This window comes from Limosilactobacillus agrestimuris, assembly GCF_943193105.1.
In the GTDB taxonomy this organism is placed as follows: domain Bacteria; phylum Bacillota; class Bacilli; order Lactobacillales; family Lactobacillaceae; genus Limosilactobacillus; species Limosilactobacillus agrestimuris.
This window is the reverse complement of sequence record NZ_CALPCW010000002.1, coordinates 176904-189511: the sequence shown is the minus strand read 5'-3', so window position 1 is coordinate 189511 and position 12608 is coordinate 176904. Positions and strand designations below refer to the sequence as shown.

Here is a 12608-nt window from a genome sequence, read left to right as displayed (position 1 = left end):
TCGCAGAAATTTTAATGATTACCAACCGCACTATTTAATTTTTGCCGATTGAAGAGATAAATTATGATAATTAACGGGATGATTATTAACATTACGGGATAGAACCACTTTACGGGCATCGTACTATCAATGATTCCACCAAGAATTGGTCCTAAAGTCATCCCAATATCAAGTCCCAAGAAGAAAGTTGAACTAGCTAATCCTCGTTCACTTTCGGGCGCCAACATCATTGCGGTCGACTGACAAACCGAGTAAATCAGGCCATAACCAAATGCCATCCCCGCAGCAGCGAGCGCCATTTCAATATTCGTCCTCATAATAGCAAGCATAATCAGGTAAAAGATGGTCGCAACTGTACTCGTGATTAACCATGGACCAAAGCGAACAGTATCAAACTGGTTCCGTAAAAATAGCCGAATAGCTAAGAGGACAATCGCATAAATCAGGAAATATGAACCCACAGCAATTGGTAAATGCCGCTGTTCCGTATAAGCAACAATATCCGCCTGCGTGGCAAAATACGGGATGGCGAATAATGCAGTTAATGCAGCAACCGGCAATGAATCACGCTGGATAATTTTCAAGTGAAATTTCTTTTTCTTTTCACTTTGCGGTTGAACTTTTGGTTGTGCACGATTACCCACAAATTGAACCGTCACCACAACCATTAACGCTGCTAATGCGGAAATAATGATCGCTGCCCGGTAACCGATTATCCGGTACAAGTTAATGGAGACAGCCGGGGCAAACGCCATCGCTAACGCATTCATTAGACCGTAAAAACTCATCGCTTCACCAACGTGGTTCAACGGGACTAAGTAAGAAAGCCAGGTTGTCATACAAACGGTACACAGTACATAACCGAGACCGTTAATTAACCGAAAAACAAGCAGAAGGCCACTATTGGGCGTGATCACGTAACCCATGACCCCCACAAAACATAGTAGACCACCAATGGAAGCTAACCTGTACTTCGAATAGTGATCCGTCATATTTCCGGCAATTGGACGGAGAAACATTGCGACAATGCTCATCATCCCCACAATAATTCCCGCGAACGCACTTGAAGCCCCTAACTCTTGGGCATACCCATTAATCAATGGATTACAGTACATATTACTAAAAATAAAGAAGAACGACGCTGCCATTACAAGGACAACATCTTTAGTAAAGATTGATTCTTTTTTCGCCATTCAGTTTCGGCCTCTTTCTGATGATTTAGTATTCATTATAGACTAATCATAAAGATTTGAAGCCAAAGTATGTTCATTATAGAGTAATAATTCCTGGTTTCACTTCTGGGTCGTGGTTGGCAAGTGTTGCAATATTATTACTTTCTTGAGATTTTTGTTTAACCCAGTTAAGTGAGTTAGCTGCTTCCTGGCGATTAATTACTACTCCTGGCGTTAGGCCTTCCTTCCACGACTTAGCAGCATAACCAACACCTGCAGCTAATAGCATGTATTGATTGGTATTATAACTTTGAATAATGGTTGCCGATAAACCTGCACTATGTCCTGGTACCCATACCTCTCTGATCGAACCGTCACCGAAGAGATCAAATGATCGTTGGTGGGGACCTTCACCAGTTTGCTAGTAAGCGAGTGTTCCCATTTTCACTCCCTTCCATTCATGCGGAAGGTAATGAAAATGATCAGTCCTGCCGGCGTGCCATTCCTCCTCACTTACTAATATTTGTTTAGCATCTTTTACTAATCGTAACCCATCAGCATGGTCGCAATGAAGGTGACTCATCAAGACATAATCAATATCTGAAGTCTGGTATCCTAACTTAGCTAATTGACAATCAATCGTTTCACCAGCTCGAAGATTGGCCTTATTAACTGGATATTGAAATGAAAGATTTCTAATCTGCCCCAACTTTGTTTGGTTTATTTTATTCCACCCCGTATCAATAAGAATTAGTCCCTTGGGATGCTCTATTAAATAAGCAGATACAGGGACACTGATTAAGTCGCTTTGAGGCCGAAGAAATCCCGTCCACGCTAATGGGCGATCCGTTGAATGATGAAAAGGGAGTGCCCTATCCACTGATATAATAGTATTCAATTATCATTTTTACTCATTGTGTGTAATAAGATCGATTAATCAGGGAGGTACTAATGAAACAAGATTTTCGAGTAGTAAAGACTACAAGACGAATTCAAATGGCTTTAATCAAAATGCTTCTTCATAAACCATTTGAAAAAGTTACAGTCATTGATTTAATTAAAATCGCTAAAATTAGTCGCCGAAGCTTCTATGTTCACTACACTGATAAATATGATTTATTAGCAAAAATAGAACAACAGATTATTCAAGAAATCCATTCGTCATTGGCAGAAGATCATCAACAACTCAAACCCGTAACTAGCTTTAAGGATCCCCAATTATTTAAGAATACGGAAGCAACTTTTCAGCGAATCCTTAGCGTGATTAACCAGCACCGTCAAAGTCTTGCCGTTCTTTTATCTAAAAATGGCGACTACCAATTTAAAAGCAAAATCTACAAATTAATCACAGACGAAATTAGCCATCGTTTATCTGACTATGGCGCCAAAATTAATACAGGAATCCCATCTGATTATGCTCAAGCAATTTTCGTCGGGAGTCTCATGGACCTAATGACTATCTGGATTCAAAAGAAAAGCCCTGAACCTATTCCCCAATTTTCAGCGCTTCTCACTAAGAGTCGGATGATTGCACCACTAGAATTGCTCAAATTCAACTAGTCTTTTAACTAAAAACAGCCGAGCAAAACTAAAATTTGCTCAGCTGTTTTTTCAATTTAATACTTTCCTTCTGGTTTTCATTTTTTATTGCAATGAATCCCATGCCGTCAACGTTACTGGTTCACTATCAGCAAGCTTCTTTAAGTCGTCACTTAAGTACTTCTTATTGATCACTGCTTCATAGGTGTATTGTTCGAACCAGTCTTGAGTCATAACAAAGTACCCATTATCACCGTTGTCCTTACCCCAACTGTTTTCGATCTTCCACCGGGTAGGTTCACCATTTTGAAGATCAAAACCAGTTAGCGTCATTGCGTGAGAAACCATGGCTTGCTTGGATTCAAGTCGGTCCTTCTTGTCCATGACAAAATCAACGTCTAACAATTGGGCACGTTGGAACAACTTGGCGTCCATTAAGCCACGCTTCCGGTCCATTTGTTGAAGAACATCGTTACCAACCCAAACAGTTTCCCCGGCCTTCAACTGCTTCATTGCGGTTTCTTGGAGGTACTTGAATGGAACGTTAACGAACTTAATTGGAATTCCACCAGCAACACTATCTTGAGTCGGCATTGCATAAACCTTGTTGTATTCATGATCTGGCGCGTTCGTAATGACAACATAATCATTCAGGTTTGTGTCAAAGTATTCCCGGTAGAACTTCAATGGTGTTAGTCCGAGAATCTGGTGGAACTTCTTATCGTCGTCGCGAAATTCAAGGTCAAACTTTGTTGGTGGCTCACCAAATGAGTAAGCCGCAACCTTGTAAACATCAGCCATCATCCGTTGTTGGGCTTCGGCTAATTCTTTTTCGTCAGCACCATCATTAACCATGTGCCGTAATTCCAATGTATCCTTACGCATCAGGTAGTTCATTACTTCCGCAACATCACTAGTATCCCGCGTATTATGCGTGTCTGGCATTACATATTCCGGTACAACCCCGTACTTTTCAATGATCGAAGCAGCATTTGCCCATTGACCACCATCATTCAAAGCAAAGCTCAAATAAAAGTCAACTGTCCGGTCATGGAGTGGCTTCTTAGCAGTTTCAATGATCTTTTGGAAGTACATGTTTGCCCGTTCGATCCGGTCCCAAAAGAATAAGTAGTTTTGGGAAAGTTCGAAGTCCTTAAAATTATACTTCTTCGCAAACTTATGCCGCATCGTGTTTAGGGTCGCAAATGACCAGCACCGACCACTGTGCCGTTGGTTACTTGGCTTCCCGGTTTTAATTTCATAGGAAAATGCCCGGTGGAGGCGTTGACTAGCTGTTGGATCTTCACTTGCATTCTTGATCCCGTTCTTTTGAACCGCTCGTGCAATTACTTCTGCATCTTTCCGGTCATGAAAGATCTTTTGATACTTTTTAACCATTTCTGTGGTTAAATGTTTTTCTTCTGTCACAATAATCCCTTCTTCTATTAATCTCTACGGTGACTATTACTCTTTAATCATAACTCACTTCTTCGTTGGTCGTCTATTAATTGCCCCAAGAAGTGTTATCGCTTTCTTGAAATTAATTTAACGGTTAAAATTGTACTAAGTGATAGAAAAGGAGGAATTATAATGAGTAAAGTATTTGTTGTCGGTGGCTCTGGCCGGGTTGCAACAGACCTAATTAAGGACCTCGTTGAAAATGGTAATGAAGTGGTTGCGGGCTCACGTAACCCAGAAAAAATTATCAAACTTGATGGTGTTTCAGCAGTCAAGCTTGATCTTAATGCTGAAATGGAAGAAATCGCTAAGATCATGGATGGTTGCGATGTGGTTTACTTCGTTGCTGGTTCACGAGGCAAGGATCTCCTCCAAACAGATGCGTTTGGTGCCGTTAAGACAATGATGGCTGCCGAACGTGATGGCATCGAACGTTACATTATGTTGAGCTCAATGTACGCTCTTCAGCCGCAAATGTGGTCAAAGTACAAGGCCCTCGCCGATATCACCGACTACAACATTGCGAAGTTCTTTGCGGACAACTACCTTATTCATAACACAAAGTTAGCCTACACCATTGTTCAACCGGCATCCCTTACTGAAGAACCGGGAACAGGAATGGTTACGTTTGGTGACGGTAAGGATACGACCAACCCAATTCCTGACGTTGCGAAGGTTCTTGCTGATACCCTCAAGTACAAGGACACCATCGGTCACATCATTATGATGCGTTCCGGTAAGACGCCAATTGACGACGCACTAAGCAACGTCGGCGATCCAGTTGCCTACAATAATGCTGGCTTGGCGGACTAAAAATTACTAAAACTATTAACTCCTAAAAAGAGGGGAGCGTGACAGAAGTCATTTATGACTTCGTCTTCACGCCCCCGCAAGCACAAATAGAGCTCCAGAGTTCGGATTTTCCGAGCTCTGAAGCTCATTTGTGTACTGCGCTGTTCGTGCTTTATCTATATAATAGGGCTTATATCACAGCCCCCTCTTTAATTTTAATCCCATCAAATGATTAACAATTCATCTGTGAAATTTTATTTTAAATAATTTTTCCTCCTCAAATTATCAATTGATAATTACTACTTAATCTGTTTCTACCATATAGTCAACATAGTCAACAATTTTAAAACGATATTCTCATCCCATCTTCATATTGGTCTATATATTAAATGCCAATTTGTCTTTATTTTTTGCAGGATAAGATTTAATTAGTACAGTTTAATTATCAGCTGATATAAATTATTTAATAAAAATGGAGTGATAGTTGTGTTAAATAAAATAGAGTATCCAAATCCTCAAATGATCAGGACCAAATGGTTAGATCTAAATGGCGATTGAGCTTTTTTTATGGCTAAAAATGAAAACGATTACAAAAAATCATCCAAAGAAGTTTCCTGACAAAATAACTGTCCCATACAGTTACACTTTCAAGAAAGCTAACGTTGACGAGGATGATTACCATCCAGTTGTTTGGTACCAGAAACACTTTGACATGGCGATTAATAAGGCTCATCACTACCTCCTCCACTTTGAAGCAGTCGATTATCAATGCCAAATTTGGTTAAATGGTCACCTTATCGGAAGTCACATTGGTGGTCACACTCCTTTCACGCTCGATATTAGCAAATGGGTAGCTACTTCAAATACACTTGAAGTCCGGGTTGAAAATTTTAACGCCACCGATCAACCAATCGGAAAGCAAGCATAGAAGGATCATAATTTTCTTTGTTGGTACACCCGGACAATTGGTATCTGGCAAAATGTCTGGCTAGAGGAAACAGGAAACCTATATTTAGAGCAAGTTAGGATGCTTCCTCACATTCACCAAGCCCAGTTGGAAATTGATGCTAAGTTAAATGCCCCCGCAACCGCTACTCTTCAGGCAGCGATTAGTTTTCAGGAACACCCAATCACTACTGCTACTTGTACAACGATTAATGGACGGGCACACTTTGCGGTCGATATTAGTAACGACGATCCTAATTTCCGCCTACATTACTGGTCCCCAGATGAACCGAACCTTTATGACGTTACTTTTAAGGTTATTGAAGATCATTCAGTTACTGACACCGTCTATTCGTATTTTGGAATGCGACAAATCGAAACACGAAATTATTCTGTTTACCTTAACGATCAGGGTCTTTATCAGAAACTAATCTTAAACCAGGGCTACTATCCTAACGCTGGTTTAACCGGTTCGGTAGAAGATTACAAATCTGATCTTACCAGACTTAAGGCAATGGGCTTTAACGGTAACCGGATCCACCAGCACGTTGAAAGTCACCGAATGCTCTACCTTTGTGATCAACTAGGAGTTCTTGCTTGGGCAGAATTCCCGAGCTCCTTTAGCTTTTCACCAACCATGATGAAACACATGCTGAATGAACTTCCCGCTTTCATCGCTAAGCACTTTAACCACCCAAGTGTAATTGCATATGTCCTTATGAATGAATCATGGGGCGTTAACGAAATTGCCCATAACCGCGAAGAACAGGCATTCGCTGACAGCTTATATTACCTCACTAAAGGATTTGATAGCTCTCGCCTCGTCATCGCTAATGATGGTTGGGAACAGGTCAAGACAGACCTTTGCACAATCCACGACTATAATGGTGACCTCCAATCCTTGCTGGCTAGTTACCAAGACCAGTCCAGGATATTCACCGGTAGTCCATCCCTCACCAGTGGTAGACGAGTATTCTGCGATCACTATGAGCACCAAGACATGCCATTTATGATTAGTGAATACGGTGGAATTGCCTATGAAGAAAATGCCCAGCAAGAATCGTGGGGCTACGGCAAACGAATGGAATCCAAAAAGGCTGTTATTGATAAGATCAGGCAACTCACCAATGCAGTGATGAGCATTCCTGACTGTGTTGGCTTCTGCTACACCCAACTATCTGACGTGGAGCAAGAAGTTAACGGTCTCTTGGACCACGATCATCAATATAAGTTCGATCCGGAAGTCATTAGGAAAATAATGACCGCTACGCACCAAAATGGTTTTGATTTTAATTAGGAGATTACAATGGAAAATCAAGTTAATTCACAACATGTTTCGATATCAGAATATCTCGCCTACTTCTCGTACGGCTTTGGTCAATGTTTTAGTTTTGGAATCATCGGTAGCTTTATTTTGATCTACTACACCGATATTGTCGGTATCTCATCCGTTATTGCCAGTGCGATCTTCCTGATCGCCCGACTTTGGGACGCAATTTTTGACCCAATCGTTTCCGGTTGGATTGATGCCCATAAGTCAACTAAGGGGAAGTTTCGTAAATACATGCACTTTGCCCCAATTTTCGTGATCACTTCTACGATTCTCTGTTTCGTTAATCCAGACATTAGTCTAGCAGGAAAAATTGTCTACGCTGCGGTAACCTACATTCTCTGGGGAACCTGCTACGCCTTCTCGGATATTCCCTTCTGGTCTCTTTCAACCGTAATTTCAAAGAGCGGTCAAGCACGAACTAACTTAATTACCACCGCTAACCTGGGTGCTTTCGGTGGAATTGGAATGGTCAGTTTAGTTTTGCCACTAATGCTTGCCTACTTTAATCAACATGGTTCACCCCAAACTAGTTACTTAATCTCCGTTAGTATCCTGATGCTGTTTGGCTTTGTCCTCATGGAGTTAGGATACAAGTTTACAAAGGAACGGGTTGTTGCCAAGAAGGCTGAAAAACTTGCAGCTCGTGATATTTGGGAAACCGTAAAGGCAAATAAATACATGCTAATGATCCTGATCCTCTTCTTCCTCAAGATTGCGATGGAAATGGTTAACAACATTATTATCTACTTCTTCACCTACAACATGTTTAACGCCAAATTCATGAGTATCTACGGGTTAATCGGAACTTTCAGTGCCCTTGGATTCTTCTTTATTCCTCTCTTAACTAAACACTTTAAAAAGCTATATATTTTACGGGTGCTGTTAATCACCGACGTCATCGTCCGGATCTTCTTCTTCATGTCTGGTTACAAAAACGTTATCCTCGTCTTTATCTTCCTGGCAATTACCCAAACTCTTTACTCAGCTACTAGTCCAATTATTTCCGCAATGTTGGCCGAAACGGTTGAATACAGTGAAGTGAAAACCGGTAAGCGGTGTGAAGCGATCGTCTTTGGTGGTCAGACATTTGCTAGCAAAGTAGCAGCCGTTGCTGGTGCTACAACCGGACTTGTCCTTTCGTTCATCGGATACAAAGCCAATGCAGTTTAATCACAGACTACTCTAACAGGCATTTTTGTCATCGTTTCAATTATCCCAGCTATTGCTTCACTGCTACGTCTTCTCGTTCTTGCTAAATACAACTATACAGAAACCGAATTTCATAAGTGTCAAGCAATTCTTGAAAAGCGACAGGAAGAAGACTAGTTTGAATAGTAAACATATTAATTGGAGTTGATTAAGATGGATAACCGCAAACTAATTCATTCTGGAGATATTTATTCACCAGAAGATCCCACAATTCTTGCTGATCAAACCCAAGCAATGCTACCAATGTATGAATACAATCAAACCTTACCTACTGAGGGGCAGAAACGACAGGCGTTACTTAAAAAGATGTCTGCAGAAGTTGGGAAGGATTGCTATATTGAACCACCTTTCCATGCAAATTAGGGTGGTCACCACATTAAACTTTGTAACCATGTCTACGCTAATTTCAATCTTACAATTGCCGATGATACTTATGTAACCATTGGTGATAACACAATGATTGGCCCGAATGTCACTATGTCGTCTGCCACTCACCCAATTCTTCCTGAACTGCGAAAAAAGGGTTACCAATATAACCTCCCCATTAAAATTGGCAATAACTGCTGGCTTGGCGCTGGGGTAATCGTGCTTCCCGGTGTTACCATTGGCGACAATTCGGTTATCGGTGCTGGCGCTGTCGTCACCCGTGATATTCCGGCTAAGGTTGTTGCGATGGGCGTGCCGGCTAAGGTTTCTCGGCAAATTTCTGAACATGATCGTAAATTTTATTACCGTGATCGCCAGATCAATCCCCAACTTTTAAAATAAGATTAATGATTCACAAAGTCTGGGCCAAATGCTTGCGAGGGCCTTTTTTTCTCGTTAAACTAGTACAGTAATTTTATTTTGTGGGGAGAAATAATTGATGGAAAAAGTTTATATTGTTGCAGCCCAACGGACACCAATCGGTAAATTTGGTGGTGCTCTTTCATCAAAGTCTGCAATTGACTTAGGAGCATCCGTAATTAAAGATACCGTGCACAAGTCTGGTATTCCCGCTAATCAAGTTGATCAAGTATTAATGGGTAATGTTCTCCAAGCTGGTGCCGGTCAAAATCCCGCTCGTCAAGCTTCCATAGCTGCTGGATTAGATCAATCAATTCCAGCAATTACAATCAATGATGTCTGCGGCTCTGGACTCTCCAGCATTATTCTTGGCACCTCATTAATTCAATCTGGACAAGCCCAAGTAATTGTTGCTGGAGGAATGGAAAGCATGTCGCGCGCACCATATGTCCTTTTAAACGCCCGCCATGGTTATAAATTCGGAAATGGTGAGTTAGTAGATACCATGCAAAATGATGCTCTTCAAGATGCTTGGGGTGGTTATGCAATGGGGATTACCGCTGAAAACGTTAATGAACGCTACCATATTGCTCGTTACCAACAGGACGAATTTGCTTTTCGTAGTCATCAAAAAGCTGTCAAAGCACAGCAAAAACACGCTTTTGACGATGAGATTACTCCTGTTAACATCACTGTCCATCATCAAGATACTGCTATTGATACTGACGAAGCCCCTCGCGCCAATACTTCCTTAGCTGCCCTTCAAGGATTGAAACCAGCTTTCAAAAAAGATGGTTCAGTTACAGCCGGTAATGCTTCTGGATTAAATGATGGTGCTGCGGCAATCATCCTTGCTAGTGAATCAACAGTTAAGAAGTACCACCTTACGCCACTTGCGGAATGGCAAACTTCCACCACTGTCGGTCTTGATCCTGCAGTAATGGGACTTGGCCCATACTACGCCATTAATAAGTTATTCAACCAAACTGGTCTTGATAAAGATGCTGTTGAGCTGTTTGAACTAAACGAAGCCTTTGCCGGACAGTCAATTGCCTGTGAGCAACTATTAAAACTTGATGATCATAAGGTTAACCCTCGTGGCGGTGCCATTGCTCTTGGTCACCCTGTTGGCTGTTCTGGAGCCCGGATCGTTGTTACCCTTGTCCACGAAATGCAGGATCTAAATAAACAAACCGGTGTTGCTTCACTCTGTGTTGGTGGTGGCATGGGGATCGCTGCTTTATTGACGCTACCTAATTAATATGCGTCTAATACAACTCTTTCCGCCATTCGTTGTACAATAAAACAAATAGTCACTAGGTAAACTTAGTTTATAATTATTAGGCTTACCTAGTACTCACTTCTACTATTATTTTCATAACAAATAGAAAGAGGATGAAGTTTTGCTTTCATCTGTAAGTCACTTTTTCAGTGCTTTTGGTGCCACTGTTGTTGTGCCAATCATGATCTTGATCATCGCCCTTTTCCTCAAGGTCAAGCCAAAAACAGCAATTATGTCTGCCCTATACGCTGGGGTCGGATTAACCGGATTTTCCTGGATTATTGGTGAGTTTACTCCAGTTGTCACTAAAATCATCCACCAAATGGTTAATAATGTCGGTATCAAACTTCCAGTAGTTGATATTGGCTGGCAAGCAGGGTCCTTGGCGAGTTTTAACTCTTCTGTTGGCTTAGCCTTTTTTGTCTTCGGCCTTATTGCGGAATTTATTCTCTTCGCGGTTGGCATTACCAAGGTGTTTATGCCCTCCAATTTGTGGAATAATTTTGGCTTTATGATTTGGGGAACTCTTGCATATTATGCTACCCACAATTTTTGGCTGGCAATAGGATTATCATTTTTCATGCTTCTCTATACTCTTGAGTTAGCTGAAATCCAAGCAGATCGCTGGTCATCATACTATCAAATCGAAAATACAACAGTCTGTGCTGTCCAAAATATCGTCCAGACTGTTCCAGCGATTTTATTAGATCCGCTGTGGAACATGCTTGGTTTCAATAAAGTACACTTAACCCCTAAAACATTTCAACGTAAGTTTGGTGTCTTTGGTCAGCCAACTACTCTTGGGGCAATCCTTGGCCTGCTAATTGGCATTCTCGGCAACCTTAATCGACTCACTAGTTACCATGCTTGGGGACAGATATTCCAATTTGCCGTGCAATTAGCTGCCGTAATGACTATTTTTCCGTTGGTTACTGATGTCTTTGCCAAAGCATTTAAACCGCTCGCTAAAAGCATTGATCAACAACGAAAAGCAGGCAGCCAACAATCGCAAACGGATGATCCCGTTAACGATCGTAAGCGTTGGTTCCTTGCTGTTGATGACGGTGTTGGTTACGGTGAATCCGCAACAATTATTTCAGGGATTATCTTAATTCCGATTATGGTAGTAATTGCTTTTATTCTTCCGGGCAACCGGACCTTACCGGTAGTCGATTTAATCGCTCTCCCCTTTATGGTGGAATCAATTGTTGCGATCACCAACGGAAATATTCTTAAAGTAATTGCTAACGGAATCGTCTGGTTCAGTATCGGGCTGTACTGTTCTAGTTGGTTAGCTCCGATCTATACTGGTGCTATTTCACATTACGGGGCCGCAATCCCTGCTGGAATTATTCTCGTAACAAGCTTTAACTTAATGGCGCGTCCCCTCAATGCACTAGTTTTTGCCGCCTTTATTTCACAAAATCCGCTCTGGATCGGTTTATGTATTTTAGTTTACCTACTGTTGTTATTCTGCCTTCGTCGTTACCGTTCCCAAATTTGGCGCTACCTTAACCGCATGGCAGATAAAAACACTATTAATCCATCAAAGGAGTAATTTTAAATGTCAAAATTAAATTTAAAAACCGCTTTAATCGCTGGAACTGCTGCTGGAGTAATCTCCGGGCTGGTTAAACTTGGCTGGGAAAATATTCTCCCCCCAAGAACCCCAGAACGGGATAAGGTTAATCCACCCCAAACCCTGCTTCAACAACTCGGGGTTCCCGCTAAACTTACTCAAGCTACCTATACATACTCTGGTCAGCAACTTCCTTGGGTATCGTACCTAGTTCACTTTGGCTTCTCGATTTCATTTGCGACTGCCTATGCTGCTCTGCTAGAAAAGAAAGTTAAACTATTAACCCTTGGTGATGGCATTCCATTTGGAATCGCTGTTTGGATTGCCTTTCACTTAGTAATTATGCCCGCAATGAAGACTGTCCCCGATGCTAAAGATCAGCCTTTCGAAGAACACCTTTCTGAAAGTTTTGGTCACGCAATTTGGATGTGGACTAACCATGAAATTGCTGATGAAGTTTTATCTCAATTAAAAAATCAAAAAATTCTAAAAAGTAGTTGCAATTTCTAAAAA

12 protein-coding genes and 1 pseudogene are annotated in these 12608 nt (G+C 41.4%); 9 read left to right on the top strand and 4 right to left on the bottom strand.

What is annotated here, in order from left to right; genetic code table 11:
• Positions 1-11: 11 nt before the first annotated feature.
• The 3 genes from NFR46_RS02595 to NFR46_RS02585 all read right to left on the bottom strand — a co-directional run bounded on the left by NFR46_RS02595 (position 12) and on the right by NFR46_RS02585 (position 2070).
• Positions 12-1193 (bottom strand): MFS transporter, encoded by a 1182-nt coding sequence (locus tag NFR46_RS02595; protein WP_251574422.1) that lies wholly within the window; start codon positions 1191-1193, stop codon positions 12-14.
• Between the two features lie 76 nt (positions 1194-1269).
• Entirely contained in the window at positions 1270-1461 is a 192-nt protein-coding gene (locus NFR46_RS02590) for a hypothetical protein (protein WP_251574420.1), read from the bottom strand.
• A gap of 132 nt (positions 1462-1593) precedes the next feature.
• Complete coding sequence (locus NFR46_RS02585; protein ID WP_251574418.1) at positions 1594-2070, bottom strand: MBL fold metallo-hydrolase; 477 nt, start codon at positions 2068-2070, stop codon at positions 1594-1596.
• Positions 2071-2123: 53 nt separating this feature from the next.
• Here NFR46_RS02585 and NFR46_RS02580 point away from each other — a divergent pair, with 53 nt between their 5' ends.
• Positions 2124-2732 carry a TetR/AcrR family transcriptional regulator gene (locus NFR46_RS02580; RefSeq protein WP_251574416.1) on the top strand — a complete coding sequence of 203 codons (609 nt, stop codon included), beginning with the start codon at positions 2124-2126 and terminating at the stop codon, positions 2730-2732.
• Positions 2733-2816: 84 nt separating this feature from the next.
• On the opposite strand, the gene NFR46_RS02575 is transcribed toward NFR46_RS02580, so the two are convergent.
• Positions 2817-4139, bottom strand: a complete 1323-nt coding sequence (locus NFR46_RS02575) for a C1 family peptidase (RefSeq protein ID WP_251574415.1) — start codon at positions 4137-4139, stop codon at positions 2817-2819.
• Positions 4140-4301: 162 nt separating this feature from the next.
• Here NFR46_RS02575 and NFR46_RS02570 point away from each other — a divergent pair, with 162 nt between their 5' ends.
• From NFR46_RS02570 to NFR46_RS02535, 8 genes and pseudogenes are all read left to right on the top strand, one after another.
• Complete coding sequence (locus NFR46_RS02570; protein ID WP_251574413.1) at positions 4302-4982, top strand: NAD(P)H-binding protein; 681 nt, start codon at positions 4302-4304, stop codon at positions 4980-4982.
• 556 nt (positions 4983-5538) lie between these two features.
• A complete protein-coding gene (locus NFR46_RS02565) occupies positions 5539-5889 on the top strand; it encodes a sugar-binding domain-containing protein (RefSeq protein WP_251574411.1) in 351 nt (116 codons plus the stop codon).
• Between the two features lie 36 nt (positions 5890-5925).
• Entirely contained in the window at positions 5926-7203 is a 1278-nt protein-coding gene (locus tag NFR46_RS02560; RefSeq protein ID WP_338146921.1) for a glycoside hydrolase family 2 TIM barrel-domain containing protein, read from the top strand.
• A gap of 9 nt (positions 7204-7212) precedes the next feature.
• On the top strand, positions 7213-8409 hold the full coding sequence (locus tag NFR46_RS02555; protein ID WP_251574408.1) for an MFS transporter: 1197 nt from the start codon (positions 7213-7215) through the stop codon (positions 8407-8409).
• Positions 8410-8601: 192 nt separating this feature from the next.
• A pseudogene (locus tag NFR46_RS02550) lies at positions 8602-9216 on the top strand (sugar O-acetyltransferase).
• A gap of 97 nt (positions 9217-9313) precedes the next feature.
• Positions 9314-10495, top strand: coding sequence for an acetyl-CoA C-acetyltransferase (locus NFR46_RS02545; protein WP_251574406.1), 1182 nt, complete (start codon positions 9314-9316; stop codon positions 10493-10495).
• A gap of 142 nt (positions 10496-10637) precedes the next feature.
• On the top strand, positions 10638-12074 hold the full coding sequence (locus NFR46_RS02540; RefSeq protein WP_251574405.1) for a PTS transporter subunit IIC: 1437 nt from the start codon (positions 10638-10640) through the stop codon (positions 12072-12074).
• A gap of 6 nt (positions 12075-12080) precedes the next feature.
• Positions 12081-12605 (top strand): DUF1440 domain-containing protein, encoded by a 525-nt coding sequence (locus tag NFR46_RS02535; protein WP_251574403.1) that lies wholly within the window; start codon positions 12081-12083, stop codon positions 12603-12605.
• Positions 12606-12608: the final 3 nt, after the last annotated feature.